The following is a 25,851-nucleotide window of genomic DNA, read 5'->3' as shown; positions in this document are numbered from 1 at the left end:
TGTTCTGCTGTCCGTTGCCGTGACCCCATCTGGCAGCGGTACTGGCAGGGCGGTTGGCGGGGGCAACGGTGGTCCAAGTCTAGTGCAGGGGTAGCATGGAGTCGGTGCCCAAGTTGTCGCGAAGAAGTGAAAGATTTCACAAAATGACTACGCACGCAGCAGTATTGGCGGCGCTGCTGGGGCTGGCGCTCGGAACAGCCGCCTGCTCCGGGCCCCCGACGTCAGAGTCCTCGGTAGGCCAGCCATCCCCGGAACAAACGTCCGCCGCGCCCTCCCCGCGACCTCCCTCGACCACTCCCGCCGCGCCTGCGGACCGGACCGGAATGGCCGGCCTGCAGGACCCGGGATCGCGGCCGCTGGGCTGGGGACCGCAACAGCAGGACGCGGACGCAGCGAGCCAGGCTCTTGCCGGTATGGGCCTCGAACAACAGGCAGGGCAGGTCCTGCTTCCCTTCTACACCGGCCTGGACCACGAGACGCGCGCCGCGGACATCGAACGGCTCCACCTGGCCGGCTCCATCATCATGGGCGACAACGTCCCAAGAACACCCGGCGGGCAGGTGGACACCGGCGCGATGAGCGCTGTCACCCTCAGGCTCCAGTCCGCCGCCACGGCGGACGGCCGCAGCTGGCCCGGAATGATCGCGGTGGATCAGGAAGGCGGGGCAGTGGCCCGGCTGCGTGCCCCGTTGACCGAGTGGCCCGCGCCGATGAGCTACGGCGCCGCAGGGAGCGGACCTCTGGCCACCGAGGCCGGACAGGCTCTGGCCTCCGAACTCTCCGCGCTGGGCTTCAACGCCGATTTCGCCCCCACCGCCGACGTCACGATGGGACCCTCCGACCCGACCATCGGGGCACGGTCGATGTCCGGTAGCGCCGGCGCGGCCGCGGACCTCGGTGTTGCGTTCTCGCGGGGGATGCAGGCTGCGGGCATGCTGCCCGCGGCCAAGCATTTCCCGGGCCACGGGTCCGTGAGCGTCGATTCGCACCTGGGCCTGCCCGTCCAGCCGGCGTCCCTGGACCAGCTCCGGGCCAAGGACCTGCTGCCCTTCCAGGCGGCAGTCAACGCCGGGCTGCCCATGGTCATGACCGGTCACATCGTGGTGCCTGCCCTGGAACCGGAGGTGCCCGCGTCCGTCTCGAAAGCAGCGTACGCGGAGCTGCGCGGGATGGGATTCCGCGGCGTGGCGGTGACGGACGCGCTCAACATGGAAGCGCTCAAGGACCGCTTTCCGCACGGTTCGGCGGCACCGGCGGCCCTGGCCGCGGGCGCGGACCTGCTGCTGATGCCGGCCGACGTCGGAGCCGCCCATGCCGCGATCGTCAGCTCCGTACGGAGCGGCGCACTGGCACCCGAAAGGCTCGCCGAGGCTGCGCAGCGGGTGGTCACCATGATGATCTGGCGGGGCCGGACCGGCGCTCCGGAGGGAAGCCAACCGGGAAGCGGCGCGGACATCTCGCGGAAGATCTCCGCGGCGGCGATCACCGTGCTGGCGGGCCCCTGCAGCGGGCCGATGGTGCCCCCGAGCGTGCGCGTCACCGGCGGCACGGACCAGGACCGTGCCAGGTTCGCGGCCGCCGCCCGCGACGTCGGGATCAGCATCGGCGAGGGTCCCCTGGTCTCCCTGATCGGCCACCGCAGGCCGGCACTCGATCCGGCGGCACCCGTGGCGGACGTCGTCGTCACCCTCGACGCGCCGTGGGCGCTGGCCGATTCGGCCGCGCCGGCAAAGATTGCCCTGTACGGCCGCAGCCCGGGCGCCTTCGAGGCGCTCGCGGCCGTGCTCGCCGGGAAGGCCGCCGCGCCCGGGAAACTTCCCGTCGCCGTGGGCGCGCAGAACCCCGGCAGCGGTTGCGGCTGACTTCCCGACTCAATCCGGGCGCGGCTGGCGTTTAATGGAGGCGTGCCCATTCTGAACAAAGACATGACCCTCTGCATCTCCCTCTCGGCCCGGCCGAGCAACAACGGGACGCGCTTCCACAACCATCTGTACGAACAGCTGGGCCTGAACTGGATCTACAAGGCCTTCGCACCCACCGACTTGGCCCAGGCGATCGCCGGAGTGCGGGGCCTGGGAATCCGCGGCTGCGCCGTGTCCATGCCGTACAAGGAGGATGTCATTGCCCTCGTGGACGTGATGGACCCATCAGCCAAGGCCATCGACTCGGTCAACACCATCGTCAACGACGGCGGACGCCTCACCGCGTACAACACCGACTACACGGCAATTGAGCAGCTCCTGCAAAGCAACGCCGTCCCAACAGACTCCTCGGTGCTGGTTCTGGGTTCCGGCGGCATGGCCAAGGCCACCGTGGCCGCGCTGCGCGATGCCGGCTTCACGGGCGTGACCGTCGTGGCCCGTAACGAGAACTCCGGCCGCGCCCTGGCCGAACAGTACGGCTTCGCCTGGAGCGCGGAACTGGGCTCGGCGCAGTCCGGCACCGGCACGGCCGACATGCTCATCAACGTCACACCTATCGGTATGGCAGGGAGTATGGCCGGCGGACCGGACGCAGAGGCGCTGTCCTTCCCGCTGGAGGCCATCGACGCCGCCAAGGTGGTGTTCGACGTGGTCGCCCTCCCGGCCGAGACGCCGCTCATCAAGGCCGCCCGCGCGGCCGGCAAGACCGTGATCACGGGAGCCGAGGTAGCCACGATCCAGGCGCTGGAGCAGTTTGTGCTCTACACCGGGATCCGGCCCACGGATGAGCAGATCCGGTCCGCCGAGGACTTCATGCGGGCACAGTAGCCCGATATTCCTGCCGCTTCGCCCGGACCGGGCTCCGGCGCAGCTAGACGGGTTCCACCGAGATGGCCACCCGGTCCTCGCCGATCCTGGTGAGGACCAGGGTGGCCGCCTTTTTGCTTTTTTGTTTGCCGGCCGTGTTCTTCCCGCCGGGGAGGAGCTGCTTGCGCAGCTCCTCGGGCGTCACCGACGTGCCGCGTTTCTTGATGTCCAGCACGCCAACGCCGCGGTCCTTGACCCAGGCCTTCAGCGCCTTGACGTTGTAGGGCATCACTTCCAGGACCCGGTACGCCCGGGCGAACGGCGTGTCCACCAGCTCCGGTGCGCAGATGTAGGCGATGTGCTCGTCCACCAGATGCCCGCCCAGCTGGAGGGCGACGTCGGCCACCAGCCCGGCGCGGATGACGGCGCCGTCGGGCTCATAGAGATACCCCTCGACAGCGCCCACCGGGGCGGCCGGGCCGCCGTCGAACTCCTCGGCGCTGGTCAGCTCGGCGGCTCCCTGCGGCCCCAGCAGCAAGGCGGCACGCCGGACACCCGGACGCCGCACGGCGTTGAACCACAGGGCCACCTCGGTGACGTCCCCGCCGACCGAGACCCACTGCGCCTCGCAGCCCGCGGGCACCGCCTCATGCGGCATACCGGGGCCCATCTTCACGCCGACGGCGACACCGGAACCGGCCAGGGATTCGGCAAAGGACAGCGGCGGGGAGAAGTCCTCCGGATCCCAGAGCCGTTTGGTCCCCGAGGTTGAGGTGGTTCGGCGGGCGGGATCCAGCCAGACGCCGTCGATTCCCGCCAGGGGCAACGCGGTGGCGTCAGCATGGACCACCGTGGCGTTCCGGAACGGGATCAGGTTCATGGTGGCGCAGGCTGCCGTGGTCTCATCCATCTCCACCGCTGTGACCTGGATGTCCAGGGAGGCCAGCGCCATCGCGTCGGCACCCAGGCCGCAACCAAGGTCCGCGACGTGCTGGGTTCCGGCCTCCGCGAAGCGCTGCGCGTGCCGGGCCGCCACCGGAAGCCGGGTGGCCTGTTCCAGCCCCGCCTGGGTGAAGATCATCTGCCGGGCGAATTCACCGAACTTGGCCTCGGCCTTGGTCCGGAGCCGGGACTGCGTGAGCGCCGCCGACACCAGTTCGGGGGAGTGACCCGCCTTGCGGAGCGAGGCGTTGAGCCGGAACGCCTCATCCTCCCGGTACGGTCCCAGCGACGCCAGCAGTTCCCAGCCTTCGGGATTGAGGAGCGGGGCGATCTGGTCCTGCGGTGCGTCAGCCATGGCATCAAGCGTAGTTCAGGCGCCGCTGCCCTGACTGACCGCTAGGCTGGACGGCATGGATGACAGCGGCAGGGAAACCAGCGGAACCCAGGGCGCCTACCCGGAAGCCGGCACCGCCGGCCCGGACGCTGCAGCTGACGGCACCAATGCTGCTGTTGACGGCACCGATGCTGCTGTTGACCGCCCGGGCCGTTCCGGCCTTGGCAGGTTCGCCCGGCCGGCGCTGGTCGCGGGCCTCGTGATTGCCGTCGTCTGCGCCGCGTTGCTGGTCATTATCTTCTTCCTCGACTCCTTTAACGCCACGGTCTACTCGGTGGGTGGCAAGGACGTGCAGGACGCCACCGACGAGGCCCGTTCCATCCGCGAGAGCTACGCCGCCGCCCGGATCGGCGGCATCATCTTCCTGCTCATCGGCCTCGCGCTCGCCGCCGCCGGCGGGTTCCTGTTGTACCGCGACCGGAACGCGCCGGGCCGGAACGGCACGGGGGACGAGGGCGAGGACGTGGACTTCGAGGACCTCGGAGGACGCTAGGCCTCGGCCCCGAAACCTGCCATAGCGCGCCCCGGGGCGTTCACTCCCGACGTATTTCTGGCACTCGCCTTGACCGAGTGCTAACCATTTACATAGAGTCGTCCTTAGCACTCTCCCTAGGAGGGTGCTAACACCTGAAGCTTCACAGCCTGGCTGCTGCCGGCACCGCGACGACGGTCTGTACGCCATGGCACCACAGCTTAAAGTCCACGAATTTGCTGACGAATAGGAGAGGTCCTTGTCGGTCTCTATTAAGCCTCTTGAGGATCGTATTGTTGTCCGCCCGCTCGAAGCCGAGCAGACCACGGCTTCCGGCCTGGTTATCCCGGACTCCGCGCAGGAAAAGCCGCAGGAAGGCGAAGTTGTCGCAGTAGGCCCCGGCCGCTTCGACGACAACGGCAACCGCGTCCCGATCGATGTCACCGTCGGCGACGTCGTCATCTACTCCAAGTACGGCGGAACCGAAGTCAAGACCGGCGGCACCGAGTACCTCGTGCTGTCCGCCCGCGACGTCCTGGCGATCGTCGTAAAGTAACTCTCTTGGACCCCGCGCCGCCGATCCTTCTTTGACGGGTCAGTTGCGCGGGGTTCTGTCTTGAAAGGACAAAACCATGGCAAAGCAGCTTGCGTTTAACGACGCTGCCCGCCGGTCGCTTGAAGCCGGCATCGATAAGCTCGCCAACACGGTCAAGGTGACGCTTGGCCCGCGCGGCCGCAACGTCGTGCTGGACAAGAAGTGGGGCGCTCCCACGATCACCAACGATGGTGTCACCATCGCCCGTGAAGTCGAACTGGACGACCCCTACGAGAACCTTGGTGCGCAGCTTGCCAAGGAGGTCGCCACCAAGACCAACGATGTTGCCGGTGACGGCACCACCACCGCCACGGTGCTGGCACAGGCCCTGGTCAAGGAAGGCCTCCGCAACGTAGCGGCCGGCGCCGCTCCGGGCCAGATCAAGCGCGGCATCGAGGTCTCGGTCGAGGCCGTCGCCGCCCGCCTGCTCGAGAACGCCCGGCCGGTTGAAGGAACCCAGGTCGCCAACGTGGCCTCCATCTCCGCGCAGAGCGACGAGGTCGGCGAGCTCCTGGCAGAGGCATTCGGCAAGGTCGGCAAGGATGGTGTGATCACCATCGAGGAATCCTCCACCACGCAGACCGAGCTGGTCCTCACCGAGGGCATGCAGTTCGACAAGGGCTACCTGTCGCCGTACTTCGTCACCGACGCGGAACGCCAGGAAGCAGTCCTCGAGGACGCGCTGATCCTGATCAACCAGGGCAAGATCTCCTCCGTGCAGGACTTCCTGCCGTTGCTGGAAAAGGCGCTGCAGAGCTCCAAGCCGCTCTTCATCATTGCCGAAGACGTCGAGGGCGAGGCACTCTCCACGCTGATCGTCAACCGCATCCGCGGCACCCTGAACGTCGTTGCCGTCAAGGCTCCGGGCTTCGGCGACCGCCGCAAGGCCATGCTGCAGGACATCGCCACCCTCACCGGCGCCCAGGTTGTCTCCCCGGAACTGGGCCTCAGCCTGGACAGCGTCGGCCTTGAGGTGCTGGGCACCGCCCGGCGCATCACCGTCACGAAGGACAACACCACCATTGTCGACGGCGCCGGTTCGGCCGAGGACGTCGCAGCCCGGGTCTCCCAGCTGCGCGCCGAGCTGACCCGCACCGATTCCGACTGGGACAAGGAAAAGCTCCAGGAACGCCTGGCCAAGCTGGCCGGCGGCATCGGCGTGATCAAGGTCGGCGCAGCCACCGAGGTGGAGCTGAAGGAAAAGAAGCACCGCATCGAGGACGCCGTGTCCTCCACCCGCGCTGCCCTCGAAGAAGGCATCGTGGCCGGCGGCGGCGCCGCCCTCATCCACGCCCTCAAGGCGCTCGACGAGGATCCGGCCGTTCAGGCTCTCGAAGGTGACGCGGCAGCTGCCGTGGGCATCGTCCGCCGCGCCCTGACCCAGCCGCTGCGTTGGATCGCCCAGAACGCCGGCTTCGACGGCTACGTCGTCGTTGCCAAGGTTGCCGAATCCGCAAACAACCAGGGCTTCAACGCCAAGACCGGCGAGTACGAAGACCTGATTGCCGCCGGCGTCATCGACCCGGTCAAGGTGACGCGCGCCGCACTGCGCAACGCCGCCTCGATCGCGGCACTGGTGCTCACCACGGAAACCCTCGTGGTGGAGAAGCCGGCCGATGAAGACCAGCACGCGGGCCACCAGCACTAAGGAACGCCGCAGGCGCCACCTGGCGTCGTAGCATTCTGAACACCAGTTCCACAACAGGAGGGCCGGACCAGCAGCAGCTGGTCCGGCCCTCCTGCCATATCAGGCTTGGGGACGGCTCCCGCGGCAGCCCCGTGATTGGCCAGGAAGATTACGGTTCGGTAACATTGATGCTTTGTAATCCGGCCTGAAGGGTCTATTTGTGTCGAACGAGCGAACCATCGCCAGCCCGCGTGCCGCGGAAGCGGGTTCCTTGGCGCGCCAAAAATCCAGTTACCGCCCGGAAGTCCAGGGCCTCCGGGCTCTCGCCGTCCTCATGGTGGTCACGTACCACGTGTGGCTCGGCCGGGTCTCCGGCGGGGTGGACATCTTCCTGCTCATTTCCGCCTTCCTGATGACGCTCAGCTTCGCCCGGAAAGTGGAAAGCGGGAAGCCCCTGAAGCTCGTGAGCCATTGGCTCCACCTGCTCAAGCGGCTGCTGCCGGCCGTCGTTGTCGTCATTCTTGGCGTCCTGGCCGGCACCCGGGTCATCCTCCCGGAGAGCCGCTGGCCGGATGTGCTGGATCAGGCCTGGGCTTCCCTGCTGTACCGGCAGAACTGGCTGCTGGCGGATACCGCCGTCGACTACTACGCCCAGGACCATTCCGGGGCCAGCCCCCTGCAGCACTTCTGGTCATTGTCCATCCAGGGCCAGGTCTTCCTGCTCTGGCCGCTCGTGTTCGCCGGCGCGGCCCTGCTGCACCGGCTCCTTCGACGCTGGCCGACGGTGCAGGACAGGCTGGGTTACCCGGCGCTGCTGGCCGCGGCCTTCGGCGCCATCTTCGTCGCCTCACTGCTGTATTCCATCCAGCAGACCGCCACTAACCAGGCCTACGCCTATTTCGACACCCGCACCCGGCTCTGGGAATTCGCCCTCGGCTCCCTGCTGGCCCTCGCCCTGCCCCACCTCAAGCCCGGCCGGGCGCTGCGGGTGGTGCTCGGCTGGACGGGCCTTGCCGCCATGCTGTCCTGCGGGCTGTTGCTCACCGTGGACCGTTCCTTCCCGGGTTTCATCGCGCTGTGGCCCACCCTCGCCGCGGCCGCCATCATTGTGGCCGGGCAGAGTGGCAGCCGCTTCGGCGTCGACCGCTTCCTGACCTGGAAGCCGCTCGTTGCCCTTGGTGACAACTCCTACGCGCTGTACCTGTGGCACTGGCCGCTGCTGGTGCTGGGCCTGGCCGCGACGGGGATCAGCTCACCGAACCTGGTGCAAGGCCTGGCCATTGTGGCCGCGTCCGTCGTACTGGCGGTGCTCACCACGCGGTTCGTGGAGAAGCCGCTGCGCGACTGGCACTGGCCGAAGCTGCGGACCTGGCGGACCGCCGTCGTGATCGTGGCGTGCGGTGTCCTCCTCGCGGGCCCGGTTTCGGTGTGGCAGAGCAAACTGCTGGCCGACGAGGCCGCGGCGGCGTCTCAGCCCAGGGAACTGACCCCGGGAGCCGCGGCCCTGGCCCCCGAAAATGCCGGCAAACCGACGCCGGACGCCAAGATCATCCCGGCCCCGGTCGCGATGAAAAACGAGTGGGCGGACATCGATGGCCTCTGCACGGACGGAAACGTCCCAAGCGACCCGCTGCTGGCCGGGTGCCTGCAGAACAGCCCGCCGGAGACGGTCACGAAGCGGATCGTGGTGCTCGGCGACTCGCATGCCCAGCAGTACATGGCCGCCCTCGGCCCCATCGCCCGTTCCCGCGGCTGGGAGGTCGTTGCCCTGCTCAAGGGCAACTGCCGCTTCGGCGGCGAGTCCCCGGACCGCGACGCCGGGTGCAACGCCTTCAACAAGGCCAGCGCCGCCTACGTCCAGGAACACCGCCCGGACGCTGTCTTCACGGTGGCTTCGCTGACGCACATCGGGGCGCCGTTCGAGACCGAGGTGCCCGGCTACCTTGAAGGCATTAAGCCGTTCACGGACGCCGGCATCGACGTGGTGGGTGTCCGCGACAATCCGCGCTTCGGCCAGAACATGCCCGAATGCGTACAGAAGCACGGCCCGGGCGCCCCGCAGTGCAACGTACCGCTGCAGGAATCCCTGGCCGGCTCCTCGCCGCTGGACGCCTACCGTGGGAAAGTCCCCGGGCTGCACCTGATGGACCTCAGCGACTTCATCTGCGCCGGCGGCACCTGCCCCGCCGTCGTCGGCAACGTGTACGTCTACAAGGACGACAACCACCTGACCAAGACCTACGTCCAGAGCATGATCCCGATGTTCGAACAGCGGCTGCTGGCGGCCACCGGCTGGAAGTAGCCCGCCGGAGGCAGCAGCGGGGATGCCGTTGCTCACATTTGCGCCCCGGAATATGGGGATCGCCGCCAAGGTTCTACTATTTATTCAACACTTCTGCACAGGCCATGCCCGTAATGACGGGCTGGTCATCTGCTGCAACCCCTGCCCGTGAATCCCGTAACCAAGGTAAGAGGCGCACTCATGACCCAGCCCGAACACAACCCCTTCGGCTTCATCGGCCTGACCTACGACGACGTCCTGCTGCTGCCCGGCCACACGAACGTCATCCCCTCCGAGGCGGACACGTCGTCCCGGATTTCCAAGCGGATCTCGGTCCAGACTCCGCTGCTGTCCGCGGCCATGGACACCGTCACGGAGTCGCGGATGGCCATCGCCATGGCGCGCCAGGGCGGCCTGGGCGTGGTGCACCGCAACCTCTCCATCGAGGACCAGGCCGACCAGGTGGACCGCGTGAAGCGCAGCGAGTCCGGCATGATCACCAACCCGCTGACCATCGGTCCCGAGGCCACGCTGGCCGAGCTGGACGAGATCTGCGCCCGCTACCGGGTTTCCGGCCTTCCGGTGGTGGACGAGGGCAACAGGCTGCTGGGCATCGTCACCAACCGCGACACCCGCTTCGTGCCGGAATCCGATTTCCCGCTCCGCCTTGTCAGCGACGTCATGACGAAGATGCCGCTCGTGACCGGGCACGTCGGGATCAGCCGGGAGGAAGCCTCGCACAAGCTGGCGACCAACAAGATCGAAAAGCTCCCGCTCGTTGACGAACAGGGCCGCCTCAGGGGCCTCATCACCACCAAGGACTTCACCAAGGCCGAGCAGTACCCGCTGGCCACGAAGGACGAGGAAGGCCGGCTGCGTGTCGGTGCCGCCATCGGGTTCTTCGGCGACGGCTGGGAGCGGGCCATGACCCTGATCGACGCCGGCGTCGACGCCCTGTTCGTCGACACCGCCAACGGCCACTCGCAGGGTGTGCTCGACATGATCCGACGGCTGAAGTCCGATCCCGTCGCGGCGCACGTGGACATCATCGGCGGCCAGGCTGCCACCCGCGAAGGTGCGCAGGCACTGATCGACGCCGGCGCCGACGGCATCAAGGTCGGCGTGGGCCCCGGCTCGATCTGCACCACCCGCGTCGTGGCCGGCGTCGGCGTCCCGCAGATCACCGCCATCTACGAGTCCGCCAAGGCGGCCATTCCCGCGGGAGTGCCGCTGATCGCCGACGGCGGCCTGCAGTACTCGGGCGACATCGGCAAGGCGCTGGTTGCCGGCGCCGACACCGTCATGCTCGGCTCCCTGCTGGCCGGCTGTGACGAGTCCCCTGGAGACCTGATCTTCGTCAACGGCAAGCAGTTCAAGAGCTACCGCGGCATGGGTTCGCTCGGCGCCATGCAGACCCGAGGGAAGAACACCTCCTACTCCAAGGACCGTTACTTCCAGGCCGACGTCTCCGGCGACGACAAGCTCATCCCGGAAGGTATCGAGGGCCGGGTGGCCTACCGCGGCCCGCTCGCGTCCGTGGCTTACCAGCTGGTCGGCGGCCTCCGCCAGACCATGTTCTACACCGGCGCACCGACCGTCCCCGAGCTCAAGGCCCGCGGAAAATTCGTCCGCATCACCCCGGCCGGGCTGAAGGAATCGCACCCGCATGACATCCAGATGACGGTGGAAGCACCGAACTACGGTTCACGCTAGGCCCTCGACGGATCGCGTGAACGGGCCATGGGGAGCGCTCCCCATGGCCCGTTCATGTCCGGGGGCAAGTGCCTGTCGGACCCCACAACTAGGCTGAAGCCATGTCCGAACTTCGTCCCGCGCACGAGCCGAAGCGCAAGCTTGCGCTGAGACCGTACGCCCGCGCCGTCGCGCAGGTGCTCCGCGTCAGTTTCCGGGCCTCGCCGGCCGCCGTGGTGATGAAGATTGTGGGCTCGCTCATCTCGGCCCTGCTGCCGCTGGTCACCACCTACTTCGCGGCCCTGACCACGACGGCGCTGGCCGCGGCCTACGCCGGGGACGCCGCGGCGGGCCAGCAGGCCGTCGTGTACGTTGTCATCACCGCGGCCCTGGGCCTGTTTTGGGGTGCGTTCAGCAGCGTCGACCGCTACATCCAGCAGCTGATGAGTTTCCGGGTGGGGGCGATCGTCGGGGACCTGATGTACGAGCGGTTCCTGGCGCTTGAATTCTGGCGCTATGACGACAAGGAAACGGTCGACCTCTACGACCGGGCCAAACGCTTCTCCGATTCCTACGCCCGGGTGCTGGACCGGATCGCGGCCATCTTCACGCAGCTGGTCTCGGTGATCCTGGCCATCGGCGCCCTGCTGCTGGTCAGCTGGTGGATCGCGGTGATCGTCCTGGTGGCGATCGTGCCCAGCGTGTACCTGCAGTTCAAACTTTCGCGTGAACAGATCGCGCACTGGAACACCCAGGTGGATTCCCGCCGGCAGCGCCGGATGATCGAGACCAATCTCCTGCGCCCGCAGCACATCGCCGAGATGCGCCTTTACGGGATCGTCGGCTATCTGATGGGGCTGCGCTCCCGGCTGCGGGACGCGGACGAGAAGCGCCGGCTGGATTTCCAGAAACGCTACATCCCCAAGCAGCTCGCGGCCGACGCCCTGCAGTACGGGGCGGAGGTGGTTTCGTTGATCTGGGTGGTGGGCCAGATCATCGCGCGGGCCCAGCCGGTGGGGCAGTTCCTCTATGTCCAGCAGATCGTCAGCCGCGCCCTGTCTACCGCCAACAACCTGGTTTCCTCGCTCAGCTCGATCGACGAGGACCTGGCGAACCTCAAGGATTACGAGCTGTTCATGGCACTGCCGGTGCACTCCAGCCACGCCCCGCCCCTGCTGCAGGCACCGGCGACGGTGGAACTGCGGGACATCCGTTTCACTTACACCGGCAGCGACCTGGAGGTCATCAGGGGCATCTCGCTGACCATCAAGGAGGGCCAGCACATCGCCATCGTCGGGGAGAACGGTGCAGGCAAGTCCACCCTGATCCGGATCCTCGCAGGGTTGTACCGCCCGGACTCCGGACAGGTGCTGCTCGACGGCGTCGACCTCGCCGCCGTGGACGTGAAGTCCTGGCACCGCCATCTGGCGGTGCTGAGCCAGGAATTCCTCAAGTACGAGTTCGCCACCGCTGCCGAGAACATTTTCTTCGGCGACGTCGACTCGCCCCGGAACGACGGGCGGATCCGCCGGGCCGCGGCCGATGCCGAGGCGTTGGACTTCCTGAGAAAGCTGCCCAACGGGCTGGACAACCACGTCAGCAACTGGATGGAGGATCCGCGCGGGCGGAAGGGGAGCGGGCTGTCCGGCGGTCAGTGGCAGCGTCTCGCGATGGCCCGCAACTTCTACCGCAGTGCCTCCTTCATGGTGATGGACGAGCCCACCTCGGCTATCGACGCGCTGGCCGAGCACCGGATCTTCACGCGCCTTTTCGCGGACCGCAGCAGCACGATCATTGCCATCAGCCACCGGCTCGCGACGATCGAGAAGGCGGACGTCGTGTACATGCTGGAGGAGGGCCGGGTCGTGGAACAGGGCACCCACAAGGAACTCGTGGCGTTGCGGGGCCGTTATTACCGGATGTTCGAGTCCCAGCTCACCGTTCCGGACCCGGAGAACGTCAGCGGGGAGTGACGGGAGCGCCCTCGATGGTGGTCCGGACCCGGGCCAGGCTGGGTTCCGGGGGAACACTGCTGAAGCCGAACCCGACGGCGGGCCGGATGGCGGCGAGCGGGCCGGCGTCGGTGCCGTCCCAGCTGACGCTGGCGGAGTCGATGCGGTGCAGGTCGGTGACGCCGTAGTACTCCTGCCGGCCGCCCTTCGCTGTGCCGGCCGTGTGGACGCCCGGCAGGATCCGGGCCGCGAGCGGGCTGACCGCGCGAAGCCAGCGCGGGTGCACCGCCAGGGCCCGCGGGACCAGCCGCGCGGCGCCGCCCAGACGCGTCCGCCCCCCGAGACCGGCACGGATCCGCAACGGCCCGGCGTCGACGTTCAACTGGCCAGCGGCGAGGGAGGCCGCCAGCGGGACGACGCGGGTCTCGTCGAAGTTGTACACGGCGCCGATGAAACTGCCGGCTTCTTCCGTTGGCGCGAGCAGGATGCGGTGGCCGGACGGGAGCTGGACCATTGCGTCGGTCAAGGGCCCGAACGGGGACTGCGCCCATAGTCCGACTACCGCCCGCAGGCCGGACGCGGTCCCGATCCCGGCAATGTGTCCATCGAAGATCCAGCGCTGGTTCATGACGCCACTGTACGTCGACGCCGAGGCTCCCGTCCGCTGGGATAACCTAGAGCAGTGACTTACGAGATTGAGATTGGCCGTGGCAAGCGTGGGCGTCGTGCCTACTCCCTGGACGACATTGCGATTGTCCCCAACCGACGTACGCGTGACCCCAAGGACGTATCAGTTTCCTGGCAGATCGATGCCTACAAGTTCGATATGCCGGTCATCGCGGCACCGATGGATTCGGCGATGTCACCGGAGACGGTGATCGCGCTCGGCCGGCTCGGCGGACTCGGCGTGCTGGACCTCGAGGGCCTCTGGACCCGGTATGAGGACCCGCAATCCGTGCTGGACCAGATCGCGGCGCTCCAGGACGAGACCAACAGCCCGGCTGTCACCCGCCGCATGCAGGAGCTCTACCAGGCTCCCATCCAGCCCGAGCTGATCACCTCACGGCTCGCTGAGATCCGCGCCGCCGGCGTTACCGTCGCCGGCTCCCTGACTCCGCAGCGGACCCAGGAGCACTACAAGACCGTCGTGGCCGCCGGCGTCGACATCTTCGTGATCCGCGGGACCACCGTCTCGGCCGAGCACGTCTCGAAGGACCACGAACCGCTGAACCTCAAGCAGTTCATCTACGAACTGGACGTCCCCGTGATTGTCGGCGGCGCGGCCGGCTACACCCCAGCTCTGCACCTGATGCGCACCGGCGCGGCCGGCGTACTTGTCGGCTTCGGCGGCGGCGCCACGACGACGACGCGCCGCGCCCTCGGCATCCACTCGCCGATGGCCTCCGCCATCTCCGACGTCGCGGCGGCCCGGCGTGACTACATGGACGAATCCGGCGGACGCTACGTCCACGTGATCGCCGACGGCGGCATGGGTTCCTCCGGTGACATCGTCAAGGCCATCGCCATGGGTGCCGACGCCGTGATGCTGGGCAGCGCCCTGGCCCGCGCCGACGAAGCTCCCGGAAAGGGCTGGCACTGGGGCCAGGAGGCGCACCACCTCGAACATCCCCGCGGCGACAGGGTCAACGTCGGCACGGTCGGTCCGCTCGAGGAAGTGCTCTTCGGGCCGGGCCACCACACCAACGGAACGTCTAACCTGATCGGTGCCCTGCGCCGTTCGATGGCGACCACAGGCTACTCGGACCTGAAGGAATTCCAGCGCGTCGACGTCGTCGTTTCGCCCTACGCAGGCAACTGACCGCCCCTGCCCATCCGGAGAACTTGGAAGTAGTCTGGTGCCCTACGAGGTTCGATCCGGATGGAGGCGTGACATGAACAGTTTTCCCGGCGGTTCTCCCGTGGCCGGAGGTGCGCTGGGCCCTGCCGAGCGCGAGGCTTCAATGGCGGTGCTCAAGGGCTCCACGGAGCCGGGCAGGGAACTCGACATCCTGATCGTGGGCGGCGGCATCGTCGGCACCGGCGCCGCCCTTGACGCCGTCACGCGCGGCCTGAGCGTGGGCATCGTGGAGGCGAACGACTGGGCCGCCGGAACTTCCTCGCGGTCCTCGAAGCTCATCCATGGCGGCCTCCGTTACCTTGAGATGCTCGACTTCGGGCTGGTCAAGGAGGCGTTGCACGAGCGCGGCCTGATTCTCTCGGTGCTCGCCCCGCACCTGGCCCGGCCGGTCCCGTTCCTGTACCCGCTCACCAAGCCGTTCCTCGAGCGGCCCTACATCGGCGCAGGCATCGCCCTGTACGACGCGATGTCCATCACCGGCGGCCACAGCCGCGGCGTGCCGTTCCACAAACACCTGACCCGCCGCGGCACCCTGCGCGCCGCGCCCAGCCTCAAGGACGACGCCTTCGTGGGCTCCATCCGGTACTACGACGGCCAGGTCGACGACGCCAAATATGTTGCCAACCTCATCCGCACCGCCGCGTACTACGGAGCCCACGCGGTGAACCAGACAGCCGTGGTGGCCTTCCTGCGCGAGGGCGAACGCGTGGTCGGCGCCAAGGTGATCAACCATGAGGACGGCTCCACGTTCAACGTCCACGCCAAGCAGGTCATCAACGCCACCGGCGTCTGGACCGACGAGACCCAGGCCATGGTCACAGACCGCGGCCAGCTCAAGGTCCGCGCCTCCAAGGGCATCCACCTGGTGGTCCCGCGGGACCGCTTCCAGTCCACGGTGGGGCTCATCCTGCGGACCGAGAAATCCGTGCTCTTCGTCATTCCCTGGGGCCGGCACTGGATCATCGGGACCACCGACACCGACTGGCACCTGGACAAGGCCCACCCGGCGGCCTCCAGCAAGGACATCGACTACATCCTCGAGCACGTCAACAAGGTCCTGAAACGCCCGCTCACCCGCGAGGACGTCGAGGGCGTCTATGCCGGGCTGCGCCCGCTGCTGGCCGGCGAAAACGATTCCACCGCCAAACTTTCCCGCGAACACGTCGTGGCCCATCCGGTGCCCGGCCTCGTCGTCGTGGCCGGCGGCAAATGGACCACCTACCGCGTCATGGCCAGGGACGCCGTTGACGAGGCGACCCGCAGCATGGATGAACGCGTCCCGGACAGCTGCACGGAAACCATTCCGCTGCTCGGCGCGAGCGGCTTCAAGGCCGCTTGGAACAGGCGGAACCGGATGGCGGAAGAGTCGGGCATCCACGTGGCCCGGATCGAGCACCTGCTTAACCGCTACGGCGCCATGACCCCCGAGGTGCTGGCGCTCATCGCCGAACGCCCGGAACTGGCGGAACCACTGCCGGGAGCGGACGACTACCTCGGCGCCGAGGCCGTATACGCCGCCACCCATGAAGGGGCCCGCCACGTTCAGGACGTTTTGACCCGGCGCACCCGCATCTCCATCGAGGCGTGGGACCGGGGCGCATCCGCCGCTCCGGTAGTCGCTAAACTTATGGGGGATGTTCTCGGCTGGAGCGATGCGCAGCGCGAGAGTGAAATCAAGCATTACCTGGCCCGGGTCGACGCCGAGCGGTTGAGCCAGGAGCAGCCGGATGATGAATCCGCCGACGCCGCGCGACTGGGCGTCGAGGATATCGTTCCGCTGCGCTGACCGGCAACGCCGGACTGCAGCCCCATTGCTGGGGGTGCAGGACGGCCTGCACACGCCACTTCGAAGGGACACCTCTTGGCGGAACCACTGGACAGGTATGACGCCGACCTCACCACCCCCGAGATGGTGATCCTCGAGATGGACGCCACGGACAAGCTCGACGCCGCGTCCCAGCTCGCCGAACGGATGCATGCCGCCGGGCGGATTTCCGATCTGGAAGGATTCCTCAAGCACGTCAACGCGCGGGAACATCAGCTGGCCACGGGCCTACCGGGCGGCATCGGCCTGCCCCACGCCAGGAGTGAGTTTGTCTCCCGGACCTCGATCGCCGTCGGCATCACCAAGTACGGCAGGGCCCTCGACTTCGGCGCCGCCGACGGCCCGGCCACAGTGATCCTTCTGATCGCGACCCCGGCGAGCTCTTTCTCCGACCACCTCGAAGTACTCGCCACGCTGGCCCGCTCGCTGTCCAAGGAGTCGTTCCGTGAATCGCTCCGGCGTGCCTACGATCCCGAAGTGATCGCGGAGCTCATCAACTCAAGCCTGGTCTTCTTCGACCACTGAGATGGGGGCAGGCTGCCCCACTCTTGTAGCGCAGGCCGCTGTAGTACCAGCCGTTTCGTTGTTCTACACGAGGACGAAGTACGGTTAAGGGGTGCTGAAAACTGCCCTTAAGCCCCGTTGGATTGCAGGCCTCGTGTTTGCGATCGCCATATCCGGGGTGTTTGTGCTGCTCAGCCAATGGCAGTTCGGCCAATCGACGAAATCAGACACGCCGGTGGCCAGCACCACCGAGGAACTCAAGCCGCTGACTACGGTGCTAAAGCCGGGTGACTTCTTCCCGGGCTCGGTAGCCGACCAGAAAGTGTCCGCGACCGGCAGCTACGCCCCGCAAAAGCAGGTCCTGGTCCCGGGCAGGCTGCACGACGGCGAAAAGGGCTACTGGATCGTGTCCGCGTTCGCCGTCGCGGATGCCCCTGTCCTGGCGGGGGAGGGCGCCTCGCCGCAGACCTGGATCCCGGTGGCCCGCGGCTGGGTGGCGGATCCAGCGGACGCCGTGGCGCCGCCGTCGGGCACCATTGAACTCACCGGCCGGCTGATCCCGTCCGAAGCCCCGCTCCCCAAGACCGACGCCGGTCCGGGACGGGCCAGCGCCGTTTCCGTGGCGGAACTCATCAACATCTGGGAGATCAGCAGCTACCCCGGCTTCGTGGCCGCGGACACCGAAATGGCGGGCACCGCCGACGTGTCCGCCGCCGCCGGCGGCAATCTCCAGCCGCTGAACATCGGGCCTCAGCCCGCTGCCCAGAAAGTCAACTGGCTGAACATCTTCTACGCCGCCGAGTGGGTGGTTTTCGCCGGCTTCGCACTGTTTATCTGGTGGCGCCTGGTGAAGGACGACTACCGCCGCGAACTCGAGGACGCGCTCGACGCCGAGCACGACAGCATTGGAGCCGGTGCACGAGACGGACAGCACGTCCCCGAGCAGCACGCCCCCGAACAGAACTCCCCGCAGCAGATCCCCACCGACCCGAGAGTGCAATCATGATCGAGCCCCAGCCGGCAGTCCAGCCGCAGCAGACCAACGGAACGGGAAACGCCACCGGCAAAAAGCGCCGGTTCGGCGGGACCGAGGCCCAGGTCCGCTCCGCCCTGAAGTTCTACAAAGTCCTCGCGTACCTGACCGGCGGCATGTTGCTGCTCCTCTGCGCCGAGATGATTGCCCGCTACGCCTTCGGCCAGTACCTCTTCGCGGGCGGCACCCACGGCCTCACCGGCGAGCCGTTCGGGCTGGGATTCGCCGACGCCGAACCTCCGGGAGTTATCGGCGGCTTCAATCTTTCGATCGCGATCCTGATTGTGCACGGCTGGATGTACGTCGTTTATCTCATGTCCAACTTCCGGCTCTGGTCCCTGATGCGCTGGCCGTTCGTCAAGCTCATCGTCATGGCGCTGGGCGGCGTCGTGCCGTTCCTGTCCTTCTTCGTCGAGAAGAAGTTCCACGCCGAGGTCGAAGCCGAACTCGCCGCCAACCCGCAGGCCCCGCAGCGCTACTGAGCGCGCCACAGCGCAAGGCGGTCCGCCGCCGCGCAGCGGCGCCAGGAGGCCGCCGGCACGCGTGTGAGATCCCTTACCCGGCGGCCGATTCCGGGCCCGGACGGGCTTCTCAATGTGCGGGCGGACCACAGCGCAAAGTAGGCTAGTGGGGTGACTACTCCCACTGCATCCCAGACGTCCCACAAGCCCGTCCTGGTTGTTGACTACGGCGCCCAGTACGCGCAGCTGATTGCCCGCCGCGTCCGGGAAGCGAATGTGTATTCGGAAGTGGTTCCGCATACCTACAGCACCGAGCAGCTGCTGGCCAAGAACCCGGCCGCCATCATCCTCTCCGGCGGCCCCTCCAGCGTCTACGCGGAGGGCGCCCCGAGCGTCGGCGCGGACCTGTTCGAGGCCGGCGTCCCGGTGTTCGGCATCTGCTACGGCTTCCAGGCCATGGCGAACGCGCTGGGCGGCAAGGTGGCCCAGACCGGGCTCCGCGAGTACGGCGCCACCGAGACCACCACGATCGGCGACGGCCGTTCCATCCTCGAAGGCATGCCCCAGCACCAGAGCACGTGGATGAGCCACGGCGATTCCGTCCACGAGGCGCCCGATGGCTTTGAGGTCCTCGCGACCACGGCCGGCGCCGATGTGGCAGCTTTCGCCAATGAGGCCAAGGGCCTCTACGGCGTGCAGTGGCACCCCGAGGTGAAGCACTCGGCCTACGGCCAGCAGGTCCTGGAGAACTTCCTGTTCAAGGGCGCCAAGCTGGAACCGAACTGGACCACCGGCAACATCCTTGAGGAACAGGTCGAACGGATCCGCGCACAGATTGGCGACGCCCGGGTTATCTGCGGCCTGTCCGGCGGCGTTGATTCCGCCGTGGCCGCGGCCCTGGTCCAGCGCGCCGTGGGCGACCAGCTGACCTGCGTTTTCGTGGACCACGGACTGCTGCGCGAAGGCGAGGCCGAACAGGTCGAACGCGACTTCGTGGCTGCCACGGGCGTCAAGCTCTACGTCGCCAACGAGCAGGAGCGCTTCCTGAGCGCTCTGGCCGGCGTCAGCGACCCCGAGACCAAACGCAAGATCATCGGACGCGAGTTCATCCGTGCCTTCGAGGAAGCGGAGCTGGCCATCATCTCCGAGGCCGCCGCGCACGGCGAGAAAATCAAGTTCCTGGTCCAGGGCACGCTGTACCCGGACGTCGTCGAATCCGGCGGCGGCGAAGGTGCGGCCAACATCAAGAGCCACCACAACGTGGGCGGGCTGCCGGAGGACCTGCAGTTCGAACTCGTGGAGCCGCTGCGGGCCCTGTTCAAGGATGAGGTCCGCGCCGTTGGCGCGCAGCTGGGCCTGCCGCAGGAGATCGTGGGCCGCCAGCCGTTCCCGGGTCCCGGCCTCGGCATCCGGATCGTCGGCGATGTCACGAAGGAACGCCTGGAGCTGCTGCGCAAGGCGGACGCCATAGCCCGCGCGGAGCTGACCGCCGCCGGCCTCGACAATGAGGTCTGGCAGATGCCGGTCGTGCTGCTGGCGGATGTCCGCAGCGTCGGGGTCCAGGGCGACGGCCGCACCTACGGCCACCCGATCGTGCTGCGTCCGGTGTCCTCCGAGGACGCCATGACCGCCGACTGGTCACGGCTGCCTTACGATCTGCTGGCCCGGATCTCCAACCGGATCACCAACGAAGTGGACGGGGTCAACCGGGTGGTGCTGGACGTAACCAGCAAGCCGCCGGGAACCATCGAGTGGGAATAACCTGCTAAACGGGTGAAGCGGCCGGCCTCCAGACGGGGCCGGCCGTTGTGTTCTGGCCGGTGTTCTGCCGCCTGCCAGCAGCGGAGCATTTCTGGTCAATTTAGCCGGCGCCAGTGTTGCGGACTCTTGCTCACCGCTGATTCGGGCTACTCTCGAAGGCATGCCGGTATGGTCCAGGGCGTCACGCTCGAACACGGAAAACGCGAGCACGGTTAGCGCGAGCCCAGTAAAAGCGAGCACAGAAAAGAAGGCAGCAGTGTCAGTTGGTCAAGGCCACCACGAGGGCTCCGAGGAGCTCAGGAAATGGCTGTCGGGGCTCAAGCCCGTCACCGGGGCAGATACGATGCTGCGCTTCACGAAGACGCCCGAGGGTTCCATCGACCTGACCCACGCGCACCCGTCCGGCCTGGCACAGCTCATGGCGGGCCGGCGTACCCGGCTTTCCACCCTGATCAGGGACCGCCAGCAGTTCGTCGTCGCCGCCCGCGCCTCGCGGAACCTGCGCTCTAAGATTTTCGAACTGTCGAACGACCGCGGCATCGACGCCGGATATTTCTCCGCCGGCACCGTCGTCTGGACGTCCGCCGTGGGGGGCAAGCCGCAGCGCGTCTCGGCCCCCGTCCTGCTGATCGCCGTGTCGCTCACCGTCCGGCCGGGCGAGGACGACTACGAACTCCAGCTGACGGAACAGGCCCGCATCAACCCTGCGCTGATCCGGCACCTGAAAACCATCCACGGGATCGTTTTCGACGTCAACGCCGTCACCCGCATGGCGTACAGCACCGCCCGGTTTGATCCGCAGCCGGTCCTGGACCGCCTCGGCACCCTCATCCAGCCCATCCACGGTGCCGAGGTGGAACACAACCTCCTGGTCTCCACGTTCTCGGACCTTTCCGGGAACCTCGAGGATCCCTGGATCAACGAAAACAACGCGCTCGTCGCTGCCCTGGCCCGCGCCGCCGCCGGGTCGCCTGCGGACGTGCCCGAACTCAAGCCGAACCGCTTCCCGAGCACGGATTCCCGCAACCCGGCGGAGGAACTCCTGCTGCTCGACGCCGATGCGGACCAGCAGTACGTTGTGGACGCCGTCCGGGCGGGGGACTCGCTCGCGGTGAGCAGCCCGCCCGGGACCGGACAGACCCAGACCGTCATCAACACCATCGGCGCGCTCGTCGACGAAGGCAAGACCGTCCTGGTGGTGGGGGACAGGCGCGCCAGCCTGGCCGAGATCTCCGGCCAGCTGGAGACGCTCGGCCTCGATTCCATGCTCTTCCAGCTTTCCGGCAACGCGGCGCCGCTGCAGCTCAAGGGGCAACTGGTCCGCGCCATCGTCCGTAACGAGAAGTCCCTCGAACCGCAGCTCAGCAACCTTCACACCACGCTGACCGAGCACCGCCACGCCCTCATGGACCACGTCTCCTCGCTGCACAACGTCCGCCAGCGCTGGGGCTGCTCGCCGTACGAGGCGATGCAGTCGCTGGCCGAGCTGACCTCGATCCATCCCGCACCGGCCACCACGGTGCGGCTCAAGCGCAGCGTCCTGGACAACATCCGGGACCGTGAGGAACTGGCCGGACGGCTCCGCCGGGCCGCCGAGCTGGGCAGTTTCAGCCGCGCATCGACCACCAGCCCCTGGCATGGGGCGCGGCTGCTGACCCGGAAGGAAACCCAGGAGGCGCAGCAGGTCGCCGTGTCCGTGGCACAGAAGCTGCCGTTGCTGCGCGAGCGCATGAACGGCGTCGCGGACCACGCCGAAATCCGCCTCGGCCACACCTTCGCCGAGTGGGGCGAGCAGATCGAACTCCTCGTCGCCGTCCGCGAGAGCCTCGACAAATTCACTCCGGACATCTTTGACCGTCCGGTCCACGACCTCATTTCCGCGACTGCCTCCTCCTCCTGGCGGCGCGAGCGGAACATCGAGATGCCGTCCATGCAGCGCTCCCGGCTGCGCCGAGTCGCAAAGGAATACGTCCGCCCCGGCGTCCACATCGCCGATCTCCACAGCTCACTCGTCCTCGTCCAGGACCAGCGGGCCGCGTGGTCCGGCTACGCGACGACGCAGCGCCATCCGGCCGTCCCGTCCGGGCTCGCCGACATTTCGGGCCTCTACCGTGAACTCGGAGCCGAGCTCTTCGAACTGGGACTGGCCGTCAAGCACACCGCAGCCGGCGGCGAGCTGCTCTCCACCCCCTACGAAGAGCTGATGGAGCGGCTGGAACTTCTGGTCTCTGACACCGGCACGCTGGAGACCCTTCCGGAGCGGACCCTGCTCGTGGAGAACATGCGCGAGCATGGTCTTGGCGAACTGCTCGCCGACCTGGCCGAGCGCGAGGTGCCGGCGGAATCGGTCGCGGCCGAACTCGAGCTGGCCTGGTGGCAGTCCGCCCTGGAAGCCATGATCAGTGGCGACGACTACCTCGCCATGTCCGACGGCGACGCGCTGCGCCAGCTTGAGGCCGAATACCGCCTCGCTGACAACGCCCACATCGCCAGCGGCGCTGCCCGGCTGCGCTGGAAGCTCGCCGAGCGCTGGCGCGCGGCCATCGCGGAGAACCCGCGGCAGGCGGACCTGCTGCGCAGCCTCCTCAAGGACGGCCGCGTGACCCTCGCCGCGCTTTCCGGGCAGGCCCCGGAACTGCTGCCCAAGCTGGTGCCCGTCTGGTCCGTCAGCCCATATCTGATGTCCGGGTTGCTGCCGATTGAGCAGAAATTCGACGCCGTGGTCATCCTCGACGCCGAGGCAACCTCATTGCAGGCCGTCCTGCCCGCCATCGCGCGCGCCCAGCAGGTCATCGCCTTCGGCGACGACCAGATCGCCAGCCCCAGGACCTTCACCGTCAGCGTGGAGCGTCTCGCCGCCGGCGAAAGCTCGCACCAGGGCGTTGAAAGCGCCTACAAAGCCCTCACCGCCGTGCTGCCGGTCCGGAAGTTGCGGAACGTTTACCGGGCGGTCGACGAGGACCTCGTGCGGCAGCTGAGCAAGGCGTTCTACGACGGCGGGCTCCGCCGGCTCCCCGAAGGCCAGTCCGCTACCGGGCTGGACCGCGCGCTCAGCCTGGAATACCTGCCGGACGGCACCGGACTGCCGAGCGCGGACCAGGACGGCGTCGAATCCGTCGTCGCCGAAGTCAACCGCGCCGTGGAACTGGTCTTCGAACATGCGCGCCTCCGTCCGCGCACTTCCCTGGCCGTCGTCACCGGCAGCCTCCGCCATGCCGCCAGGATCGGGGAGTCCATCCGGCTCCAGCTGCCCAACTATCCTATGCTCGCAAGCTTCTTCACCGCCGGCGAGGAATCCTTCCGCGTGGTGGACCTGGACCGCGCCCAGGGTCTGGTCCGTGACCACATCATCTTCTCCCCGGGCTATGGACGCACCCCGCACGGGCGCGCCCTGCACAGTCTCGGCCCGCTCTCGGCCGAGGGCGGACGGGCCAAGTTTGCCCTGGCGATGACCCGCGCCCGCCGCTCCCTGCACGTCCTCAGCTGCTTCCGGCCCGAGGATCTTGACGTGACCCGGCTGAGCCATGGAGCCGTGGACTTCTACGAACTGCTGGACCGGGAAATCACCGGAAACTCCGATCTCGGCAGCCCCGCATCGCGGGCCGCCGCCAGCGAGCAGGCCCTGGGCGCCGACCCGCTCGTGGCCGATCTTGGCGACCGGCTCCGGGCCCGCGGTGCCCGGGTCTGGCACCAGTACGACGGCGTCCTCAACATGGTGGCCGCCGCCGACCCGCTGCACACCATAGGCCAGGACGACGCCGAGATCCCGCAGCCCGTGGCGATCGAATCCGACGGAACCGAACAGTACCGGAGGATGACCGTGCGGGAACGCAGCAGGCTCCGGCCGCAGCAGCTGGAACGGCTGGGCTGGCGCTACATGCCCCTCTGGACCATCGAGGTGTTCACCGACCCGTCGGCCTGTGCCGACCGGATCGGCGGGTACCTGGGACTGGAAAAGCCGGCGGTGACCAGCCGGCACCGGTCCTCGGGCTTCTTCGATGACGACGTGGAACATCTGGCCGTCAACGATGCCCAAGCGGCGGCGGGGCGTTCCGCGTCAACGCAGGGGACCGCCGCGCCGGGCGCCCCCGCTTCTTTTGCCGCCGAACCAGCAACCACCGGCTCTCATGGCGGAGAGCAGCAGCAAGCAGCAGCACCGGGCACTAAGGAGGCCGACCGCATGAGCGCAGACGGCGACGTTCAAGACACAAGCGCCAACGAGGCGCACGACGAACAGTGGGCCGCCGAGACGGGCGCATCTGAGGAGGCGCCGGCGGGCGCGGGCGTGCCCGCTTCGGCTGCCAGCAGCGCGGTGGCCGAAGGCGTGCTGCCGAACAAGGCGGCCGAGGACGACCCGCGCCGCTGGGGAGACCGCCCCGACGGCTACGACCACGATTCCTGGCTGCAGGAACAAAAACCCCCGCACTGGGGCTAGGACTCGCCGAGGGGTGGCCGACCCGGCGGGGTGGGGCCCCGGGAGCGCCGCCTAGCCAGGTACCGGCGGGACCAGGACGAAGAACAGCTTCCCTTGGGTGGAGGCGCCGGCGAGCCGCCGGGACTGATCGGCATCGGCGGCCACGACGATGAGACCGTCCGTCTCGGCGTCCCCAAGCCACTGCGCCGCCTTGCCGCCCTGTGCGGAGGTCCACAGCACCGGCACGCCGGCGGCCAGCACCTCGGACGTGCCGGGCCGGTCAAAGCCGTTGTCGCCGGACATCACCACGTTGACCAGCTGGCCGGCGGAGACCAGCCGGACGGAGGCCGGGTCCGCCATCCGTAGCGGCACGGCAGCCGACCCCGGCGGACTTCCTGCCAGCAGGCCTGGACCCAGGAGCTGTGTGTCTGCGATCAGCTGGCCCTGCCGCAGGGGTATGGCCAGTTGCTTCCCGTGGAGCGTCGCGCCGTCGCCGAAGCTGCCGGCGGGGAGCAGCCCGGGAGGGATGTTCAACACCATCATGTCGGCGGCGTCGAGGGTTTTGCCGGCCGGCAGATCTCGGGCAGCGGCGACGGCGGCAACCGTATCGTCCGGCGCCGGCGTGAGTTGTTGGACGGTGATCCCGGCCGCGATACACAGCAGCAGAGCCACTGCCAGCCGGCGGTTCCGGTTCAGCCATCCCCTCAGGCGGCTGCTTCCCCGACTCCCGCCCGGACCGCCGCGGGCACGCGGTGGACTTCCTCGGTGCGGGCCGTAGCCGTGCGGGCCAGAGCGGCTGGGTGGTGCTGCACGGCCGCGGCTAAGGAAGGAACCCGTGCGGAAGACTGCGCCAAGAAGAATCCGCGCAAGGAAAATGCCGCGCGTACGAACAGGGGTAGCGACTGTAGCCATGACGCCACGCTAGCCCGACCGGGACGGCGGCGGCAGGCGCCGCGGTGCCTATGTGGACAACCCGCAAGGCGGATTCGTCGGTGCCGGAAAAGCGGCGGACCGCCGCCGGCAGCGGATGTTCAGTTCGCGGCAGCCGGAGCGGGAGCGGCCGGAGCGGCCGGCGTCGCAGCGGGTGCAGGGGAAACGGTGCTGCCCTTGGCGTCCCTGGAATCAGTCCGGTAGAAGCCGGAGCCCTTGAAGACGACGCCGACGCTGTTGAACTTCTTGCGCAGAGTGCCCTCGCACTCGGGGCAGGAGGTCAGGGAGTTGTCCGTGAATGACTGCACGATCTCGAAGGCGTGGCTGCAATCCTTGCAGGCATATGCATACGTGGGCACTGGAAATCCTCCTTTGGGACAA

General features: G+C 67.9%; 19 protein-coding genes. 15 read left to right on the top strand and 4 right to left on the bottom strand.

What is annotated here, in order from left to right:
- The first annotated feature begins 143 nt into the window (after positions 1–143).
- Together OM977_RS14695 and OM977_RS14690 are read left to right on the top strand one after the other, a co-directional pair.
- Positions 144–1,862 (top strand): glycoside hydrolase family 3 N-terminal domain-containing protein, encoded by a 1,719-nt coding sequence (locus OM977_RS14695; RefSeq protein WP_264354658.1) that lies wholly within the window; start codon positions 144–146, stop codon positions 1,860–1,862.
- 63 nt (positions 1,863–1,925) lie between these two features.
- Positions 1,926–2,750, top strand: a complete 825-nt coding sequence (locus OM977_RS14690; protein ID WP_264357438.1) for a shikimate 5-dehydrogenase — start codon at positions 1,926–1,928, stop codon at positions 2,748–2,750.
- Positions 2,751–2,793: 43 nt separating this feature from the next.
- On the opposite strand, the gene OM977_RS14685 is transcribed toward OM977_RS14690, so the two are convergent.
- Positions 2,794–4,026 (bottom strand): class I SAM-dependent methyltransferase, encoded by a 1,233-nt coding sequence (locus OM977_RS14685; RefSeq protein WP_264354657.1) that lies wholly within the window; start codon positions 4,024–4,026, stop codon positions 2,794–2,796.
- A gap of 55 nt (positions 4,027–4,081) precedes the next feature.
- Between OM977_RS14685 and OM977_RS19700 the strand changes: the two genes are divergently transcribed.
- The 6 genes from OM977_RS19700 (at position 4,082) to OM977_RS14655 (ending at position 12,705) form a co-directional block, all read left to right on the top strand.
- Entirely contained in the window at positions 4,082–4,558 is a 477-nt protein-coding gene (locus OM977_RS19700; protein WP_333473978.1) for a hypothetical protein, read from the top strand.
- 238 nt (positions 4,559–4,796) lie between these two features.
- Positions 4,797–5,093, top strand: a complete 297-nt coding sequence (groES, locus tag OM977_RS14675; RefSeq protein ID WP_024367421.1) for a co-chaperone GroES — start codon at positions 4,797–4,799, stop codon at positions 5,091–5,093.
- Between the two features lie 76 nt (positions 5,094–5,169).
- Positions 5,170–6,780 (top strand): chaperonin GroEL, encoded by a 1,611-nt coding sequence (groL, locus tag OM977_RS14670; RefSeq protein WP_264354656.1) that lies wholly within the window; start codon positions 5,170–5,172, stop codon positions 6,778–6,780.
- Between the two features lie 199 nt (positions 6,781–6,979).
- Positions 6,980–9,061, top strand: coding sequence for an acyltransferase family protein (locus OM977_RS14665; RefSeq protein WP_442960658.1), 2,082 nt, complete (start codon positions 6,980–6,982; stop codon positions 9,059–9,061).
- A gap of 180 nt (positions 9,062–9,241) precedes the next feature.
- Positions 9,242–10,753 (top strand): IMP dehydrogenase, encoded by a 1,512-nt coding sequence (gene guaB, locus OM977_RS14660; protein WP_264354655.1) that lies wholly within the window; start codon positions 9,242–9,244, stop codon positions 10,751–10,753.
- A gap of 101 nt (positions 10,754–10,854) precedes the next feature.
- Entirely contained in the window at positions 10,855–12,705 is a 1,851-nt protein-coding gene (locus tag OM977_RS14655) for an ABC transporter ATP-binding protein (protein WP_264354654.1), read from the top strand.
- On the opposite strand, the gene OM977_RS14650 is transcribed toward OM977_RS14655, so the two are convergent.
- A complete protein-coding gene (locus OM977_RS14650) occupies positions 12,692–13,312 on the bottom strand; it encodes a hypothetical protein (protein ID WP_264354653.1) in 621 nt (206 codons plus the stop codon). The two genes, OM977_RS14655 and OM977_RS14650, sit on opposite strands and share 14 nt — an antisense overlap.
- A gap of 54 nt (positions 13,313–13,366) precedes the next feature.
- Here OM977_RS14650 and OM977_RS14645 point away from each other — a divergent pair, with 54 nt between their 5' ends.
- The 7 genes from OM977_RS14645 to OM977_RS14615 all read left to right on the top strand — a co-directional run bounded on the left by OM977_RS14645 (position 13,367) and on the right by OM977_RS14615 (position 24,561).
- Complete coding sequence (locus tag OM977_RS14645) at positions 13,367–14,503, top strand: GuaB3 family IMP dehydrogenase-related protein (RefSeq protein ID WP_264354652.1); 1,137 nt, start codon at positions 13,367–13,369, stop codon at positions 14,501–14,503.
- Positions 14,504–14,576: 73 nt separating this feature from the next.
- Positions 14,577–16,328 (top strand): glycerol-3-phosphate dehydrogenase/oxidase, encoded by a 1,752-nt coding sequence (locus OM977_RS14640; RefSeq protein ID WP_264354651.1) that lies wholly within the window; start codon positions 14,577–14,579, stop codon positions 16,326–16,328.
- Between the two features lie 75 nt (positions 16,329–16,403).
- Positions 16,404–16,892, top strand: coding sequence for a PTS sugar transporter subunit IIA (locus tag OM977_RS14635; RefSeq protein WP_264354650.1), 489 nt, complete (start codon positions 16,404–16,406; stop codon positions 16,890–16,892).
- Between the two features lie 91 nt (positions 16,893–16,983).
- Positions 16,984–17,877, top strand: coding sequence for an SURF1 family protein (locus OM977_RS14630; protein ID WP_264354649.1), 894 nt, complete (start codon positions 16,984–16,986; stop codon positions 17,875–17,877).
- Positions 17,874–18,386 (top strand): DUF3817 domain-containing protein, encoded by a 513-nt coding sequence (locus tag OM977_RS14625; RefSeq protein ID WP_264354648.1) that lies wholly within the window; start codon positions 17,874–17,876, stop codon positions 18,384–18,386. The genes OM977_RS14630 and OM977_RS14625 overlap by 4 nt, the downstream gene beginning before the upstream one ends.
- A 150-nt stretch (positions 18,387–18,536) precedes the next feature.
- A complete protein-coding gene (gene guaA, locus OM977_RS14620; protein ID WP_264354647.1) occupies positions 18,537–20,126 on the top strand; it encodes a glutamine-hydrolyzing GMP synthase in 1,590 nt (529 codons plus the stop codon).
- Between the two features lie 256 nt (positions 20,127–20,382).
- Complete coding sequence (locus OM977_RS14615; protein ID WP_264354646.1) at positions 20,383–24,561, top strand: DUF4011 domain-containing protein; 4,179 nt, start codon at positions 20,383–20,385, stop codon at positions 24,559–24,561.
- Between the two features lie 51 nt (positions 24,562–24,612).
- On the opposite strand, the gene OM977_RS14610 is transcribed toward OM977_RS14615, so the two are convergent.
- The gene (locus OM977_RS14610) at positions 24,613–25,212 is read right to left on the bottom strand and encodes an RcpC/CpaB family pilus assembly protein (RefSeq protein WP_264354645.1); all 600 of its coding nucleotides are present in this window, start codon (positions 25,210–25,212) and stop codon (positions 24,613–24,615) included.
- Between the two features lie 359 nt (positions 25,213–25,571).
- Positions 25,572–25,829, bottom strand: coding sequence for an FmdB family zinc ribbon protein (locus OM977_RS14605; RefSeq protein ID WP_264354644.1), 258 nt, complete (start codon positions 25,827–25,829; stop codon positions 25,572–25,574).
- Between the last annotated feature and the right edge of the window lie 22 nt (positions 25,830–25,851).

Origin of the sequence: Pseudarthrobacter sp. MM222 (genome assembly GCF_947090775.1) — a bacterium.
Classification (GTDB): domain Bacteria; phylum Actinomycetota; class Actinomycetes; order Actinomycetales; family Micrococcaceae; genus Arthrobacter.
This window is presented reverse-complemented; position numbering and strand designations above follow the sequence as displayed.